General features: G+C 72.1%; 14 protein-coding genes. 2 read left to right on the forward strand and 12 right to left on the reverse strand.

Annotated features, from left to right (window positions below; translation table 11 throughout):
• Positions 1-82: 82 nt before the first annotated feature.
• Positions 83-1,981, forward strand: coding sequence for a hypothetical protein (locus ABZS66_RS30395; RefSeq protein WP_354763594.1), 1,899 nt, complete (start codon positions 83-85; stop codon positions 1,979-1,981).
• Between the two features lie 275 nt (positions 1,982-2,256).
• On the opposite strand, the gene ABZS66_RS30400 is transcribed toward ABZS66_RS30395, so the two are convergent.
• The 5 genes from ABZS66_RS30400 to ABZS66_RS30420 form a co-directional block, all read right to left on the reverse strand.
• A complete protein-coding gene (locus ABZS66_RS30400; protein ID WP_354763595.1) occupies positions 2,257-2,859 on the reverse strand; it encodes an ATP/GTP-binding protein in 603 nt (200 codons plus the stop codon).
• A complete protein-coding gene (locus ABZS66_RS30405; protein ID WP_238008035.1) occupies positions 2,840-3,217 on the reverse strand; it encodes a DUF742 domain-containing protein in 378 nt (125 codons plus the stop codon). The genes ABZS66_RS30400 and ABZS66_RS30405 overlap by 20 nt, the downstream gene beginning before the upstream one ends.
• Positions 3,218-3,294: 77 nt before the next feature.
• Positions 3,295-3,699 carry a roadblock/LC7 domain-containing protein gene (locus ABZS66_RS30410; RefSeq protein WP_033358336.1) on the reverse strand — a complete coding sequence of 135 codons (405 nt, stop codon included), beginning with the start codon at positions 3,697-3,699 and terminating at the stop codon, positions 3,295-3,297.
• A complete protein-coding gene (locus tag ABZS66_RS30415) occupies positions 3,696-6,911 on the reverse strand; it encodes a nitrate- and nitrite sensing domain-containing protein (protein ID WP_354763598.1) in 3,216 nt (1,071 codons plus the stop codon). The genes ABZS66_RS30410 and ABZS66_RS30415 overlap by 4 nt, the downstream gene beginning before the upstream one ends.
• Before the next feature lie 359 nt (positions 6,912-7,270).
• Positions 7,271-8,338 (reverse strand): adenosine deaminase, encoded by a 1,068-nt coding sequence (locus ABZS66_RS30420; RefSeq protein ID WP_354763600.1) that lies wholly within the window; start codon positions 8,336-8,338, stop codon positions 7,271-7,273.
• A gap of 26 nt (positions 8,339-8,364) precedes the next feature.
• On the opposite strand from ABZS66_RS30420, the gene ABZS66_RS30425 reads away from it, so the two are divergent.
• Positions 8,365-9,180: a putative RNA methyltransferase gene (locus ABZS66_RS30425; RefSeq protein ID WP_354763602.1), complete on the forward strand. Its 816-nt coding sequence runs from the start codon at positions 8,365-8,367 to the stop codon at positions 9,178-9,180.
• Positions 9,181-9,184: 4 nt separating this feature from the next.
• Here ABZS66_RS30425 and ABZS66_RS30430 read toward each other — a convergent pair whose 3' ends face one another.
• Genes ABZS66_RS30430 through ABZS66_RS30460 form a run of 7 tightly spaced genes read right to left on the reverse strand, consistent with a single transcriptional unit; the run spans position 9,185 to position 16,225 of the window.
• Complete coding sequence (locus ABZS66_RS30430; RefSeq protein ID WP_354763604.1) at positions 9,185-9,865, reverse strand: DUF4272 domain-containing protein; 681 nt, start codon at positions 9,863-9,865, stop codon at positions 9,185-9,187.
• A 21-nt stretch (positions 9,866-9,886) separates the two neighbouring features.
• Positions 9,887-10,246 (reverse strand): cupin domain-containing protein, encoded by a 360-nt coding sequence (locus ABZS66_RS30435; RefSeq protein ID WP_354763605.1) that lies wholly within the window; start codon positions 10,244-10,246, stop codon positions 9,887-9,889.
• Positions 10,247-10,286: 40 nt separating this feature from the next.
• Complete coding sequence (locus tag ABZS66_RS30440; protein WP_354763607.1) at positions 10,287-11,564, reverse strand: thymidine phosphorylase; 1,278 nt, start codon at positions 11,562-11,564, stop codon at positions 10,287-10,289.
• Positions 11,561-12,271 carry a cytidine deaminase gene (locus ABZS66_RS30445; RefSeq protein WP_354763673.1) on the reverse strand — a complete coding sequence of 237 codons (711 nt, stop codon included), beginning with the start codon at positions 12,269-12,271 and terminating at the stop codon, positions 11,561-11,563. Before ABZS66_RS30445 ends, ABZS66_RS30440 begins: the two co-directional genes overlap by 4 nt.
• A 5-nt stretch (positions 12,272-12,276) precedes the next feature.
• Complete coding sequence (locus ABZS66_RS30450; RefSeq protein ID WP_354763609.1) at positions 12,277-13,536, reverse strand: ABC transporter permease; 1,260 nt, start codon at positions 13,534-13,536, stop codon at positions 12,277-12,279.
• Positions 13,533-14,705 carry an ABC transporter permease gene (locus ABZS66_RS30455; protein WP_354763611.1) on the reverse strand — a complete coding sequence of 391 codons (1,173 nt, stop codon included), beginning with the start codon at positions 14,703-14,705 and terminating at the stop codon, positions 13,533-13,535. The genes ABZS66_RS30450 and ABZS66_RS30455 overlap by 4 nt, the downstream gene beginning before the upstream one ends.
• Entirely contained in the window at positions 14,702-16,225 is a 1,524-nt protein-coding gene (locus ABZS66_RS30460; RefSeq protein WP_354763613.1) for an ABC transporter ATP-binding protein, read from the reverse strand. The genes ABZS66_RS30455 and ABZS66_RS30460 overlap by 4 nt, the downstream gene beginning before the upstream one ends.
• Positions 16,226-16,267 lie beyond the last annotated feature (42 nt).

Consider the following 16,267-nt stretch of genomic DNA (forward strand, 5'->3'; position numbering starts at 1 on the left):
GTGAGCCGTCGACGCCGGCCTCGCGGATGAGGTACGCCTCCAGGCCCAGCCGCCGGTCGTCTCCGCGCCGCCGGCCGCCGTCGTGTCGGCGCCGCCCGGGCTGTCCACGTCGCCGGTCATCTCGACGCCGCCCGGCTACACGCCGGCCGCCGCGTCGGTGACCTCGGCGCCGCCGGTCACGTCGACCCCGCCCGGGTACAGCCCGGCGCCCTACACGCCGCCGGCGCCGACCTACGCGCCGGCGCCGCCGATCCCGCCGACCTTCCAGCAGCAGCCCGTTCCGGCGTCGATGCAGTCGATTCCGGTACCGCTGCAGGGTCCGCCTCCGCAGCCGAAGCCCGTGGCGCCGCTGCCGGTGGCGCCCGCACCGGTCGCGCCGCCGCCCGTGGCGCCGGAGCCGGTCATCCCGCCGCCCACGGCGACCGAGCCGCAGTTCACCTCGCTCATGCCGCCGCCTCCGCCGGGCATCGCCCCGCTGATCGCGGGCCTCGAGCCGGCCGAGCCCTCGCTTCCCTCGCGCTTCGAGACCTCGTACGGCTACGACCCGCTCGCCTCGGCCTCCGCACCGCCGGCCGCCTCGGTCACCTCGGTGCCGCCGGTCGACACCGGCTCGATGCGGCTGAGCGACCTGAGCTCGCTCGGCGAGCCGCCCGTCCTCGACCCGGCCGCCCAGGCGCCGGGCCCCCGACCCGGATGGCCGCTCAACGGCTCAGAGCCGTTCTCGTTCTCCGACCCCCTGGCGCCGTCGTCCGAGCTGAGCAGCCTGCCCCGCCTGAGCGACATCCCGGCGCCGCCGGCCGACCTCGACCTGGAGCGGTCCGCCGACCTGGGTCGTTCGTCGGACATCGGGCGGTCGGAGATCCTGAGCCGGTCCGAGCTGAGCCGGTCGGACCGCCCCCGGTCCGAGCGCAGCCGCTCCGAGCGGAGCCGCTCGGCCGAGTTCGACGAGCAGCCGACGCGTTCCGAGTCGCGGCGGGCCGAGCGCAACCGCGCCGAGGCCGCCGAAGCCGAGCCGGCCCGCAGCGAGCGGTCCCGCACCGAGATACCGCGGTCGGAGCGGCCCCGGACGGAGATCCCCCGGTCCGAGCGTCCCCGCGGCGAGATCCCGCGCAGCGAGCGGTCCCGGTCGGAGCGTCCGGCCGAGCGCCCCGCTGAGCGTCCGGCCGAGCGCCCCGCTGAGCGTCCGGCCGAGCGCCTCGCTGAGCGTCCGGCCGAGCGCCAGGTCGAGCTGCCCCGCCAGCGCGAGGGCCGTGTGCCCCCGCCGTGGCAGACCGGCGACCTGCCGGCCGAGCCGGCGGGCCTTCGGCTGGTCGAGCCGGCCCCGGTGCCGGACCCGGCCCTGGCCGCGGGCTACAGCGGCGAACTGAGCGGCGACTACAGCGGCGAGTTCCGCTTCGAGCCGCCCGCGCTCCGCCTGGTGGAGCAGTCGACCGAGCGCGCCACGGCCCGCAGCAGCGGCAGCGGCGCCGGCCGCAGCCGCCGCGCCGCGGCCGAGCGCGCCGAGGCCGCCGCCAAGCCCGCCGACGACGGCGACGGCGACCTGCTGATCTTCGCCGCGGCCCGGTCCGCCTGGTTCACCGACTGGGACGCCGACGCAGACGCCGAGCAGCCGGTCGAGCGTCCGGCCGTCAGCTGGGAGAACTCGAACGACTCGGCCTGGCAGGCGGCCCAGCGGGCCAGCGCGCCGGAGGTCGTCGAGGAGACCCACTCGGGCCTGCCGCGGCGCGTCCCGCAGCAGAACCTGGTGCCCGGTGCCCCGGTCAACGCGCCGGAGCGCCCGCTGCGCATCGTCCGCGACGCGGCCCAGATCGCCGCGCACACCACCGGCTACTTCCGCGGCTGGCGCCGCGGCCAGGAGGTCGGCGGCTTCGCGGTCGGCGGCCGGCCGGGCCGCGAGTCGGCCGGCGGCTGGGACTTCAGCCGCGAGGCGAGCCGGGACTACCAGGAGCGCGAGTACGAGTACCGCTCGGCTCGCCGCTGACACCACGAACGCGACAAGGGCCGCCCCCGGACTTCCGGTGGGCGGCCCTTTCGTATGCCCTCAGTGGCCCGCAGCGGCCGCCGTGAGTCGTGGGGGTAGCCGGGTATACCATCGACGCTGCCGGATGCCCTCAGCGGCCCTGCAGCCCGCCATCTCGACGCAGTGAGCGAAGCGATGCGGAACGTAACCTGTGCGGACACAAACGCGCACCGAGTGTCCCTCTCGGGCTACTCGGTGCGCGTCAGCGGCTGAGTGAGTGGTGCGCGCCGCGGGGGTTACGCGGGAGCGGTGGCGCGGGTGCGGCGCATCGACAGCACATACTCCACCAGGGAGATGAGCACGTTCTTCGTCGACTCGCGCGAGCGGGCGTCGCACGACACGACCGGGATGTCGCTGGAGACCGCGAGGGCCTCCCGGACATCGTCGGCGTTGTGGTACTGAACGCCGTCGAAGCAGTTGATGGCGACCAGATACGGCAGCCGGCGGTGCTCGAAAAAGTCGATGGCGGCGAAGCAGTCGGCGAGACGCCGCGTGTCCACCATCACGACCGCGCCGATCGCGCCCCGCACCAGTTCGTCCCACATGAACCAGAAACGCGTCTGGCCCGGCGTGCCGAAGAGGTACAGAATGAGATCACGGTCGATCGAGATGCGACCGAAGTCCATCGCGACCGTGGTCGTGGTCTTGCCGGGCACGTTGCGGGTGTCATCGACACCGACACCGGCGGAGGTCATGATGGCCTCGGTGGTCAGCGGGGTAATCTCCGAGACCGATCCGACCAGTGTGGTCTTGCCCACGCCGAAACCACCGGCGATGACGATCTTCGCTGACGTGACCCGCCCTGGGCGGACCGCCACGTCAGAGCCTCCGAAGTCCACTCAGCACCCTCTCAAGCAGTTCTGTGCCCACCGACTCGTTATCGTCGAGCGAGGTCGGCTCGTACACCGCGACCAGTCCATCGGCAGCCATGTCCGCCACGATGACCCGGGCGACACCCAGCGGGAGCTGCATGCGCGCCGCGATCTCGGCGAGAGACTGCAAGCGACCGTCGCAAAGCGTGGAGATGTATTGCTGCTCCTGGCCGTGCGTGCCGCCCGGCCTCGTATTGGCCGCACGGCCACGCACGGTGGTCTCGACCAGCGCCTCGATCGCAATTTCAAGCTTGGGCTTGGTGCGACCTCGGGTGACGGCGTACGGCCTTACCAACGCGCCCGTTGGCTCATCGCGTTCGGCCATGTTCGCCGTTCACCTCCTCACTCGTCGGGCCTCGTCAACAGCAAATAACTCGTAGAGCTCTGTCACCTAATTCAGCTTCAGCCGAGCATAGAGGCGGTTGGCCGAGGCGGAGGCGTCAGTGCGTCACCGACCCTATCGACCAGCAGCGCCATTTCGTAGCCGACCTGACCGACGTCGCAGGCGCGGGCCGCGAGGACCGCGAACGACGAGCCATCGGAGATCGACATCAGGAACAGGAAGCCGTTGTCCATTTCCACGACCGTCTGGAGCACCGCACCGCCCTCGAAGCAGCGGGAGGCGCCCTGGGTCAGGCTCACCAAGCCGGACGCGATCGCGGCGAGCTGGTCGCCCCGGTCACGCGGCAGATCACGAGAGGCCGCCAACAGCAGACCGTCGGCCGAGACGGCAACCGCATGGGCCACCCCAGGCACCCGGTCTGCGAAGTTGGCGAGGAGCCAACCGAGATCCTGCGTAGAAGTCATGCCTCTTGCTCCTTGCCAACCTGCGAGTTTTGAGGCCCGGCCGAAGTCGGCTCCGGGGTTTTCGAGTCGTCGGACCGCGTGCGGCCGCGCTGAACGCCTCGGTGGTACGCCGACAACAGGCCGCGCACGGACTCCGGCGTCCGCTTGTGCGCACTGGCGGTGGCCTTTTCGACCCCTCCGGGAACCAGCTGCGACATCGGGACCCGCTTGGGCAAACCCCGATCGGTCGTAGAGAATTCCTGCGCTTCGGCGAGTGCCGATGCCGCTTGCCATCCTTCGTCTGCCGCAGTGTGCCAGTTTACTGCCGGAACGCCCGTCGTCCGGTCGGCCGAACCTCGCGAACCTTCACCCGGAGTGCGGGTTTCAAATCGCTGCGGCGGCACGTATGGGGACGGAGCGTCGCTGTAGGTGACCTCGACGGGCCGGGTCGCGGACGTGCCGTTCTGGACCGGCGAATCGGTGGGCTGGGCCACCGGCGCGGGGTCGTCGAACGTCGGCCGCTTGCTCGTCGTCTGGAACCACGCCGACTCGAGCTCCCGGAAGATCGGCAGCTCCATCGTCTCGTCGACGAACCGCTGGCGCGAGCTCGCGGTGTCGGTCTCCGCCGGCGCCGGGTCCCAGTCGAGACGCACCCGCGGGATCTCGGCCGTCATGTCGACGGCCGGCTGCGGCTGCGGCTCCGGCTGGTGGTACATCGGCTCGGGCGCGGGCGGCTGCTGAAGGTGCGGCGGCGGCGCCGGGGTGGAGGCCGGCGGCCACGCGGGCGGCGCGAACGCCGCCGGCGGCTCGACCGTCTCCGACCGCTGACGCGGGATCTGACCGCTCACCTCGGCGTCGTCGGCGACCTCGCCGTCGAGCGTCCAGTTCTCGTTGGCCCGCCGCTGCGGCAGCGGGTTGAGGTCGCTGGGCGGGTTGCGCCGCGAGGAGTAGGGGTCGTCGTCATGGTTGTCGACGCCGGTCAGGTCGGACCAGGCCGGCAGGCTTCGCCCGCCGTTGCCGTTGGAGGGACCCTGACGCGGCGGCGGGCCGCCGAACGAAGGCCGCTCGACCGGCGGGGCCGGACGCGGCGGCGCGCCGTTGGCGAAGCCGTTGACCGTCGGGCGCTCGCCCGTGTTGCCCTGCCCGCCGAAGAGCCCGCTGCTGGTGAGCGTGCCGAAGCGCGGCCCGTTGGTGGGCCCGCTCTCCAGCGCCAGCGGTGAGGCGAGCGGCGAGCGCGGGGACTGGTTGGCCGGGCCGGCCGGGATGGGCCGGGCCTGGACCATGTCGTTGGGGCCGACGGCGGGCATGCCGGCGGTCGGCATCCCGGCGGTCGCCCGCCCGGACAGCGCCCGCGGCACGAGCACGCCGGCCGGCAGCGTGACGTCGGCGACGGTGCCGCGCTCGCGCGCGGTCCGCAGCTCGACCTTGACGCCGTGCCGGGCCGCCAGCCGGGCGACCACGACGAGGCCCATCATCCGGGAGACGGCGACGTCGACCATCGGCGGGTTGGCGAGGCGGTCGTTGAGCTCGGCCAGCTGCTCGGGCGAGATGCCGATGCCGTGGTCCTCGACCAGGAGCACCGAGCGGTCGCCCACGCGGCGGGCCTCGACGATGACGGCCGAGTCCGGCGGCGAGAAGGCGGTCGCGTTGTCGAGCAGCTCGGCGACCAGGTGGACCATGTCGTTGACCGCGTGGGCCGCGATCTCGATGTCCCGGTCGATCATGCCGAACTCGATGCGCGTGTAGTGCTCGACCTCGGACTGCGCGGCGCGGAGCACGTCCATGAGCGGGGCGGGCTCGCGCTGGATGCGGGTCGAGTCGGCGCCGGCGAGGACCAGAAGGTTCTCGTCGTTGCGGCGCATCCGGGTGGCCAGGTGGTCGAGCTGGAAGAGCTCGGCCAGGCGGTCGGGGTCCTCCTCGCCGCGCTCCAGCCGGTCGAGGTGACCGATGAGCCGGTCGACCAGGATCTGGGAGCGGCGGGCGAGGTTGACGAACATCGTCGCGACGGAGGCGCGCAGCGCGGCCTGCTCGGCCGCGGTGCGGACGGCCTCCAGGTGGACGGCGTTGAACGCCTCGGCCACCTGACCGAACTCGTCGCGACTACGGACCGGTAGTGGTTCGGCGATCTGCAACGCCACCTGATGTGGCGACATCTGGGTGGCCAGGGACGGGTCACGCAGTCGCTGCACCGCCTGCGGCAGGCCGAACTGCGCGACCGTCAGGGCGCCGTGGCGCAGCTCGCGCAGCGAGCGGGCCATCGACCGGGCCACGATCCAGGCGAAGAGGATGGCCAGCAGCAGCATGCCGAGCAGGGCACCGGCGGTGACGAGCACCTGGCGCTGCAAGTCGTTGCGGTGGGCCGTCGCGGCTTCGATGTTGTGCTCGTCGAACTCGCTCTCGATGCCGCGGAGCAGGTTCGCCTTGTTGACCATGGCGTTGTCCCACGCCTGGGTCGTCGGCCGGTCATCCGGCAGCGCGTCGGTGGTCACCGGCGTCAGCTTGCCCTCGAACTGGGCGGCCTCGCGCAGGTCGGAACCGGCGATCTTCTTGTCGAAGAGGTCGCGGTGCCAGGGCTCGGAGACGATGCGGAACTGCTCCTCGGCCTGGTCGTAGCCGGTGAGCGTGGCGCTGAACTCCTTGCGCAGCTGCGGGCTGAACACGTTGCTGGTCAGGGCCCGGAGCACGACGACGCGCTCCAGCGCGACCTGCTCCTTCATCTCCGAGATCGCGGCTGCGGCGCGCATGTCGGCACCCAGCGACGGGTTGCTGGACAGCTCCGCGGCGCTGTCGCGGATGCCGAGCAGGTCGTCGATCAGCGTGCGGTACTTGCTGACGACGACGCTCGCCGGCAGCTCCTTGCCGCCCTCGGTGATCTGCTTGCGCATCCCGGACAGGTCGAGCAGCTGCGTGTCGATCGTGGTGAGCTGCCTGCGGAATTCCTCCGGCGGGTCGGCGAGACCGGAGCGGGTGAGCCGGTAGTCCTTGCTCACGTCGTCGGTCTTCTGGACCTGCCGCTCGAAGGTGGCGCGGGCCTCGACGTCGCCGGCCTTGCCGATCACGCCGAGCAGCAGGGCCGCGTTGGCGCGCTCGCTCTGCAGCTCGTGGATCAGGCGGGAGGCCTGCAGCGACAGGCCGGAGAGGGTGCGGGCACGGTCGGCGTCGTTCGCCTCGCCGATGTTGCCCACCAGACCGTTCGTGCCGACCACGATCGTCGCGATGATGGGGACGATCATGATCAGGCCGAGCTTCGACCAGATCGGCAGGTCTCGGAGCCTTCCGACCGGGAAACGCAGACGCGACGAGACGGGCTCCCGCGTCTGTGGCCGTTTGCTCACTTCACCGCCCTCCGAACCGGCGCCTTGTGGAACAGCAGGCACCCGCGACCGGCCGACCCTACTGGGCCAGACCCCCGAGATTCCACCATGTCGCGTCCCAAGAAGAAAGCCCAGGTCTCGCGCTGCACGATATGCACCAGGATGAAAGAAAGGTCCGTTTGGTAGGGATATCCGGCTATCGTCCGTGCACCCTGGGCGATTTACCCGATGCACCCAGATGATCGCGGACGACAAAGCCGGACATCCCGGCCCGACGATCAGGCCAGCTTGGCATACGCGGGCTTGATCACATCGTTGATCAAGGCCAGCCTTTCATCGAACGGAATGAACGCACTCTTCATGGCATTCACCGTGAACCACTGCAACTCCGACCAGCCGTAGCCGAAGGCCTCGACCAGCAGCGCCATCTCGCGGCTCATGGAAGTGCCGCTCATCAGCCGGTTGTCGGTGTTGACGGTGACCCGGAACCGCAGGTCACGCAGCAGCCCGATCGGGTGCTCCCGGATCGAGGCGGCGGCGCCGGTCTGCACGTTCGACGACGGGCACAGTTCCAGCGGGATGCGCTTGTCGCGAACGTAGGCGGCGAGCCGGCCGAGCGAATTGTCCGGCCCGATGTCGTCGACGATGCGCACACCGTGTCCGAGCCGGTCGGCGCCGCACCACTGGATGGCCTGCCAGATCGACGGGAGCCCGAACGCCTCGCCGGCGTGGATGGTGAAATGCGAGTTCTCGCGCTGGAGGTATTCGAAGGCGTCCAGGTGCCGGGTGGGCGGGAAGCCTGCCTCGGCCCCGGCGATGTCGAAGCCGACGACGCCGGCGTCGCGGTACCGCACGGAGAGCTCGGCGATCTCCATGGACCGCGCGGCGTGCCGCATCGCGGTCAGCAGCGTGCCGACCCGGATCGGGCTGCCGGCGGCCGCGGCCTCGGCCGAGCCGTCGCGGAACCCGTCCAGCACCGCCTCGACCACCTGGGGCAGCGTGAGGCCTCGCTCGAGGTGCTGCTCCGGGGCGAAGCGGACCTCGGCGTAGACGACGCCGTCGGTCGCCAGGTCGAGCGCGCACTCCCGGGCGACCCGGTGCAGGGACTCGGCGGTCTGCATGACGGCCACGGTGTGGGCGAAGGTCTCCAGGTACCGCTCCAGGGAGCCGGAGTCGGCGGCCGCCACGAACCACTCGCCGAGCCCCTCCGGCGTCGCCGCGGGCAGCTCGTGGCCGATCCCGGCGGCCAGGTCGAGGATGGTGGCGGGCCGCAGCCCCCCGTCGAGGTGATCGTGGAGCAGGGCCTTGGGCGCGCGACGGATCTCGTCGTAGGTGGGAGCAGCCATGGTGGACATGGAACGACACTAGTGGGGTGCACCCCGCCGTCATCACATATCTGCGCTGTCCGGTCTGCCGGGATCCGCTGCACGCCGCCGAGCGGTCGCTGCGCTGCCCGCGGGGGCACTCGTTCGACGTCGCCCGGCAGGGGTACGTCGACCTCACGGCGGGCCGGGTCACCCACCCCGGGGACAGCGCCGAGATGGTCCAGGCGCGGGTCGACCTGCTGAGCGGGGGCCACTACGACCTGATCTCCGACGCGCTGGCCGCGTCGCTGCCGGGCGCCGGGTTCGTCGTCGAGGTCGGCGCCGGGACCGCCCACCACCTGGCCCGGGCGCTGCCACCGGACGCCTTCGGGCTGGCCGTCGACGTGTCCAAGGCCGCGCTGCGCCGGGCGGCCCGGGCCGACCCGCGCATCGGTGCCGTGCGGGCCGACGTCTGGCACGGCCTCCCGCTGGCCGACGGCGCGGCCGACGCCGTCCTCGACGTCTTCGCGCCCCGCTCGCCGGAGGAGTTCGCGCGGGTCCTGCGACCGGGCGGCCGGCTGGTCGTGGTCACGCCGGCCCCGGAGCACCTCGGCGAACTGGTTGCGGCGCTGGGCCTGCTCGGCGTCGGCCCGGACAAGCCGGCCCGCCTGGCGGCCGGCCTCGGCGAAGTGTTCGACCTGGAAGAACGCCGGCGGCTGACCGCGCCGCTGCGGCTGCGGCACGCGGAGGCGCAGGCGCTGGTGGCGATGGGTCCGAGCGCGTGGCACACCGACCCCGCGGCGGTCGAGGCCGCGCTGCGGGGGATGCCGGAGCCGATCGCCGTGACGGCAGCGGTGGAGCTGACCGTGTGGCGGCGCCGGTGAGGGCCTACGTCGAGAGGTCGACCTCTTCCCAGTTCGGGGGTTTACCGTGGTACGGGCCGGCGAAGATCACGGCCCACTCGAGCGCCCAGCGACGCTGCCCCACCGCGTTGGAGTCGATCTGTCCCGGCGGCGGCAGCCGGCGCCGCTCCGCCTCCAGGAAGGACCAGTCCAAGCAGTAATACAGGTCGAGCTGGACGGCGGCCGAGGCCGCGTCACGCGGCGCCGCGAGCGTGCGGCGGCGCCAGGTCAGGAACGACTCCCCCTGGGCCAGGTTGGGCAGGCGCTCCATCAGGCCGTCGGGCGACGGGCGCATCGGGTCGAGGTCCATCGCGATGCCGAGCAGCCACGACAGCGCGAACATCGCCTCCGCGTGCAGGGCGAACGACCGCTCGTCGCCCTTGCCGTCGGAGACGAACTGCCACTCCGGCGGGGTCAGCCGGTCGACCAGCCGAGCCTCCAGCAGCCACTGCATCGCAAGCTCGGGCGGCATGCCGAGGGCCCGCGCCAGGACCACGTTGAGGATGGCGGTGCGCGCCTCGATCTCGGGCCCGGGACGCAGCTCCACGGTGTCTCCCGGCTCCCAGCACAGCGGGAAGTTCGGCGGCGGGAGCGGGAGCCGCAGGCGGTGCAGCTCCTCGAGGCTGGTCTCCCGGACCCGCTGCGGATCGGGCGCCGTGTCGGTCACCCGCGCACTGTAACCCGTTGTTTAGTCCGGGTCCCTATTGGCCAGCTCAGGACCGAACGCGGGGAGGCAGATCGCGATGTACTCCGCGCCCTCCTCGGTGGGCGTGGTGTAGCGGATCCGCTCGCCGGCCCGCGTCACGATCGCCTGACCGGCGGACACGTCCGTGACCCCGCCGTCGTGCTCGACGCGGACCGTGCCCCGCAGTACCACGGTGAACTCATCGAACGCCGGCGTCTGGAACGGCTCCGTCCAGCCGCCCGGGGCGAGCATCTTGGCGACGGACACGGCGCTCTCGCCGGAGTTGACGCGGCCGACGTACTCGTCGATCACCTTGCCGCCGGGCACGGGGATCTGGGTCGGGGCCTTGATGAGCTCGGGCATCAGTCGGCCCAGAGCCGAAGGCCGCGGCCAAAAGGAGGGTTCATGAGATCCTGTCCAGGATGAGCTTGCGCGGGTTGGGCGGAGCGTCGGCGATCGTCGCCGCGCCGCGGGCCACCTCCAGGGCAGCCGGCAGGCGCGCCGCGTCCTCGGCGCGCAGCTCCATGATCACATCGCCGGCGCGGACCGCCGCGCCGGGCTTGCGGTGCAGGATGATCCCGGCCGAGGCGCTCACCGGGTCCTCCTTGCGGGCGCGGCCGGCGCCGAGGCGCCAGGCGGCCACGCCGACAGCGTACGCGTCGAGGGTGGCCAGGTAGCCGTCGCGGTCGGCGGTGATGTGCTCGACCTCGCCGGCGACCGGCAGCGGCGCCTCGGGGTCGCCGCCCTGCGCACGGACCATGGCCTTCCACGCGTCCATCGCGCGGCCGTCGGCCAGCGCGGCCTGCGGGTCGGCGTCGGGCAGCCCGGCCGCGTCGAGCATCTCCCGGGCCAGGGCGAGGGTCAGCTCGACCACGTCGGCCGGGCCGCCGCCGGCGAGCACCTCCAGCGACTCCTCGACCTCGACGGAGTGCCCGACCGCGCGGCCGAGCGGCACCTCCATGTCGGTGAGCAGCGCGACCGTGGTGACGTCGTGCGCCTTGCCCAGCTCGACCATCGTGCGGGCGAGCTCGCGGGCGTCGGCGACGTCACGCATGAAGGCGCCCGAGCCGAACTTCACGTCGAGGACGAGCGCGCCGGTGCCCTCGGCGATCTTCTTGCTCATGATCGAGCTGGCGATCAGCGGGATCGCCTCGACGGTGCCGGTGACGTCGCGCAGCGCGTAGAGCTTGCGGTCGGCCGGGGCCAGGCCCTCCCCCGCGGCACAGATGGCCGCGCCCACCGTGCGGAGCTGCTCGGCGAACTGCTCGTTCGTCAGCTTGGTGCCGAAGCCCGGGATGGCCTCCAGCTTGTCCAGCGTGCCGCCGGTGTGGCCGAGGCCGCGGCCGGACAGCTGGGGTACCGCGGCGCCCAAAGCGGCGACGAGGGGCGTCAACGGCAGCGTGATCTTGTCGCCCACACCGCCCGTGGAGTGCTTGTCGACCGTCGGGCGGCCGACCTTCGACAGGTCCAGCCGCTCGCCCGACGCGATCATGGCGGCGGTCCAGCGGGCGATCTCGCCGGGCGTCATGCCGTTGAGCAGGATGGCCATGGCCAGGGCCGACATCTGCTCGTCGGCGACGACGCCACGCGTGTAGGCGTCGACCACCCAGTCGATCTGCGCGTCGCTGAGGACGCCCCTGTCCCGTTTGGTGCGGATGATGTCGACCGCGGCGAAGCTCATGGTGCGCTCCAGTCCTGCTCGATGCCGGCCGGCCGGGGGGTGTCCCCGGCCCAGCTCGCAGTGCCCTGCGCGTCGACCACGACGACGCGCGGGGTGCGGATCCGGCCCCAGTTGACGCCCTCGGCGGCGGTTTCCCAGGACGGGCCCTCCTCCAGGATGCCCGCCGGCTCGTCGTCGCCGGTGCCCGACGAGCGCTCCCAGTACGCCGTCCAGACCTGGCGGCCGTCGGCTACGTCCGGGTGGACGAAGACGGTGCCGCTGCCGACCTTGAGCGCGAGCGCCGCCGGGACCGTCGGCTGGCGGTCCCGCTCGGCGGCGATGCGCGCCAGGTCGGTGTCGTCGAACGCGAACGGCAGCAGCTGCGACATCGGCACCGGGCCGCTCGCGTGGTCGATGAGCAGCGTCGGGCCGCCGTGCTCCCAGAGCAGCTGGCGGCAGCGCCCGCACGGCATGAGCGGGCGCCCGTCGGCGTCGACGCAGGCCAGCGCGACGAGCCGCCCGCCGCCGGTCACCTGGAGGCTGGAGACCAGCCCGCACTCGGCGCACAGGCCCAGCCCGTACGACGCGTTCTCCACATTGCAGCCCACGACGACCCGGCCGTCGTCGACGAGCGCCGCCGCGCCGACCGGGAACTTCGAGTACGGCGCGTAGGCGCGCTCCATCGCCGTGACGGCCGCGCGGCGCAGCGCGGCCCAGTCCAGCTCCACCGTCGTCATCCTCCGCGTCTGTACGGCTTGCCGTCCGCGGCAGGCGGTCGGAGCCGTTGTGCGGCGAGCGCCAGCACCACGAGGACCGTGATGTAGGGCGCGGCCTGCACGAGTGCCGTCGGGATCTTGTCCACCGAGAAGAACAATACGTAGGACAGGACGCCCAGTACGGCGGAAGAGATGGCCACCACACGGTTGCGCCGGCGGAACTCCCACACGGCGAGCGCGAGCAGCAGCGCCCCGACGAGGATGAGCAGGGCGTGTACCGACTCGCTGCCCCTTCGCAGCTGGAGCGCGTCGGTGTAGCCGAACAGACCGGCGCCCAGCGCCAGGCCGCCCGGCCGCCAGTTGCCGAAGATCATGGCGGCGAGGCCGATGTAGCCGCGGCCGCCCGTCTGGCCCTCGCGGTAGATCGCGGAGCTGACCGTCGACAGGAACACGCCGCCCAGGCCGGCCATCGCGCCGGAGATGATCACGCCGTAGTACTTGTAAAGGTAAACGTTGATGCCGAGGCTCTCGGCCGCGTGCGGATCCTCACCGACGGAGCGCACCCGCAGGCCGAACGAGGTGCGCCACAGGAGCCACCAGCTCAGCGGGATCAGCAGTACCGCGAGGATCGTCACGATCGACACGTCGACCAGGAGGCCGCGCAGCACGCCGGCGACGTCGCTGACCAGGAACCACTGCCGCCGCTCGAGCCCGGCCAGGTCGTCGACGAACGGCACCGAGACGCGCGGCAGCCGCTGCGCGGTCGGCGACTGGGTCGCGCCGGCGCCGGGCGTGTCGCTCCAGGCGAGGAAGGAGAGGTACCGCGCGAGCCCCGGCGCCAGGATCGTCATCGCCACACCGGAGATGATGTGGTCGACGCCGAACGTGACGGTCGCGACCGCGTGCACAAGCCCGCCGACCGCGCCGCCCAGGATGCCGAGCAGCAGCCCGACCCACGGCCCGAACTCGATGCTGCCCCAGGCGCCGAACCAGGTGCCCAGGATGAGCTGGCCCTCCAGGCCGATGTTGACCACGCCGGCCCGCTCGGACCACAGCCCGCCGAGGCCGGCCAGGCCGAGCGGGATCGCGGCCTGCAGGGCGGCCTGGATCGCACCCTGCGAGGTGACGTCGTCGGCGCCGGTCAGCCAGTGGACCAGGGACAGGCCGATCAGCACGCCGGAGATGATCAGCAGGATCTTCGGGGTGCTCAACCGCCGCGTCTTCGGCTTGCCCGCCGGGGCCGCCGGGGCGGTCGAGAGCATCGTGTCGGCGGTCACTTCGACTCCTCGGCGGCGGTCGGGTTCTCGGCGGTCGGGGCGAGAGGGGCCGAGCCGGCCGGGGCCGCGGTTGCGACGCCGACCCGTTTCTGCTGCGCGCGCCGGCCGATGCGGGCGGCGAGCTCGTAGGCGATGACGACGGAGAGCACGGCGACGCCCTGCATGATCAGGACGATCTCCTTCGGGATGCCCTCCAGGTCGAGGATCAGCTGGGAGCGTCCGAGGAAGCCCCACAGCAGCGCGCCGAGCGCCATGCCGATCGGGTGGTTGCGCCCGAGCAGGGCGACCGCGATGCCGGTGAAGCCGATACCGCCGAAGCCCTCGGTGTAGGTGTGGCTCTCGCCGAGCATGCGGGGCAGGTTGACCAGGCCGGCGATGGCGCCGGAGACCAGCATCGCGGTGATGACCATGCGCTTGGCGTCGACGCCGCTGGCCACGGCGGCGCTCGGGTTGTAGCCGGTGGCCCGCAGGTCGAAGCCGAAGCGCGTGCGACCGATGCCGAACCAGTAGACGACGCCGAGGATGACCGCGATGACCAGGAAGCCGAGCACCTTCTGATCGGTGCCGGAGACGATCGGCAGGCCGGGCATCCAGGAGTTCTCGGGCAGGATGCCGGTGGTCTTGATCTGGGCGCCCGGCTCCTGCACGCCCCAGTGCTCGTTGAGCAGCCAGGTGACGACCAGACCGCCGATGGCGTTGAGCATCAGGGTGGAGATGACCTCGCTCACCCCGCGCTGGGTCTTGAGCAGCGCCGCGATGAGCGACCACAGCGCGCCGAAGATCATCGCCACGACGATGATCAGCACGATCCGCAGCGGGCCGGGCATCCAGCTCATGAACGAGGCACTGGCCAGGGCCCCGGCGAAGAAGGCGCCGACCTTCGACTGGCCCTCGACGCCGATGTTGAACAGGCCCATCTTGAACCCGATGGCGACCGCGACGGCGGCGATGTAGAACTCGCTGGCCTTGTTCAGGATCTCCACCTGGGAGTCCGGCGTGAGGCCGAAGTCGTACATCTGCTTGAAGGCGTTGATCGGGTCCTTGTCGCTGATCAGCAGCGCGATCGACGAGATCGCCGCCGCGAGGGCCAGCGCCGCGACCGGTGCGATGAGCTGCGGCAGCAGCTTGCCGAGGTCGATGCGCCGGGCGCCGGTCACGGGGGCGGTCATGCTGCGGCCTCCTGCTCGCCGGATGCGCCGGTCATGGCGGTCCCGAGCTGCTCGGGGGTGACGGTTGCCGGGTCGGCGTCGGCCACCAGCCGGCCGCCGTAGATCACCTTGAGCGAGTCGGACAGGCCGATGAGCTCGTCGAGGTCGGCCGAGATGAGCAGCACGCCCATGCCGGCGATGCGCGCGTTGCGGATGTGGTCCCAGATCGCGGCCTGGGCGCCCACGTCGACCCCGCGGGTCGGGTGGGCGGCGATGAGCACCTTGGGCGCGTGGCTCATCTCCCGGCCGACGATGAGCTTCTGCTGGTTGCCGCCGGAGAGCGCCACGGCGGCGACGTCGATGCTGGGGGTGCGCACGTCGTACTCGGCCACGATCCGGGTCGTGTCGCGCCGCGCCCCGCCGACGTCGATGAGGAAGCCGCGGGCGTTGGGCTTCTCGGTCTGGTGGCCGAGGATCCGGTTCTCCCAGAGCGGCGCGTCGAGCAGCAGGCCCTGGCGGTGCCGGTCCTCCGGGATGTAGCCGATGCCGGCCTCGCGCCGCCGGCGGGTGGGCCAGCCGGACACGTCGGTGTCGCCGAGCCGGATCGTGCCGGTGGCCGGCCGCATGCCCACGATCGCCTCGGCGAGCTCGGCCTGGCCGTTGCCCTCGACGCCGGCGATGCCGACGACCTCGCCCCGGTGGATCGTGAACGTCGCGTCGGCGACGAGCGGGCGGCCGTCCGCGCCGAGGACCGTGAGCCCCTCGACGACCAGCGCCGGGACGTCGGTGACGGTCGACTCGCGGGCCTCCGGGCTGGGCAGCTCACTACCGACCATGAGCGTCGCCAGCTCGCGGGCGGTCACGTCGGCCGGCTTGACCGAGGCGACCGTGGTGCCGCGCCGGATGACGGTGATGTCGTCGGCGACGGCCCGCACCTCGTCGAGCTTGTGCGAGATGAACAGGACGGTCAGGCCCTCGCGGATGAGCTCACGCAGGTTGCCGAAGAGCTCGTCGACCTCCTGCGGCACGAGGACCGCGGTCGGCTCGTCGAGGATGAGGATCCGCGCGCCGCGGTAGAGCACCTTGAGGATCTCGACCCGCTGGCGGTCGCCCACGCCCAGGTCCTCGACCAGCTCGTCGGGGTCGACCCCCAGCCCGTACCGCTCGGAGACCTCCCGGATCCGGTCCTTGGCCGGCCCGCCGATGCCGTGCAGCTTCTCCGCGCCCAGGACCACGTTCTCCGTGACGGTGAAGTTGTCGGCGAGCATGAAGTGCTGGTGGACCATGCCGATGCCGGCCTCGATCGCGCCCTGCGGCGACGAGAAGCGGACCGGCTTGCCCTCGATCACGATCTCACCCTCGTCCGGCGGCTGCATGCCGTAGAGGATCTTCATGAGGGTCGACTTGCCTGCACCGTTCTCACCGACGATCGCGTGGATCGTGCCCTTCCGGACGGTGAGGTTGACGTCAGAGTTCGCCACAACGCCGGGGAATCTTTTGGTGATCCCCTTGAGCTCGACGGCGGGTGGTTCCGCGGTCATCCAGAGGCTCCTAACACGTGCTGGCGGGGGACCGGATCACAG

This window comes from Dactylosporangium sp. NPDC005572, from assembly GCF_040605515.1.
GTDB lineage: Bacteria > Actinomycetota > Actinomycetes > Mycobacteriales > Micromonosporaceae > Dactylosporangium.

What these genes read in the sequence shown, in the direction of transcription:
- ABZS66_RS30405 (WP_238008035.1), bottom strand. Translation starts at nt 3,217, where the DNA reads ATGGCCGAACGCGATGAGCCAACGGGCGCGTTGGTAAGGCCGTACGCC.
- ABZS66_RS30410 (WP_033358336.1), bottom strand. Translation starts at nt 3,699, where the DNA reads ATGACTTCTACGCAGGATCTCGGTTGGCTCCTCGCCAACTTCGCAGAC.
- ABZS66_RS30415 (WP_354763598.1), bottom strand. Translation starts at nt 6,911, where the DNA reads ATGATCGTCCCCATCATCGCGACGATCGTGGTCGGCACGAACGGTCTG.
- ABZS66_RS30420 (WP_354763600.1), bottom strand. Translation starts at nt 8,338, where the DNA reads ATGGCTGCTCCCACCTACGACGAGATCCGTCGCGCGCCCAAGGCCCTG.
- ABZS66_RS30435 (WP_354763605.1), bottom strand. Translation starts at nt 10,246, where the DNA reads ATGCCCGAGCTCATCAAGGCCCCGACCCAGATCCCCGTGCCCGGCGGC.
- ABZS66_RS30440 (WP_354763607.1), bottom strand. Translation starts at nt 11,564, where the DNA reads ATGAGCTTCGCCGCGGTCGACATCATCCGCACCAAACGGGACAGGGGC.
- ABZS66_RS30455 (WP_354763611.1), bottom strand. Translation starts at nt 14,705, where the DNA reads ATGACCGCCCCCGTGACCGGCGCCCGGCGCATCGACCTCGGCAAGCTG.
- ABZS66_RS30460 (WP_354763613.1), bottom strand. Translation starts at nt 16,225, where the DNA reads ATGACCGCGGAACCACCCGCCGTCGAGCTCAAGGGGATCACCAAAAGA.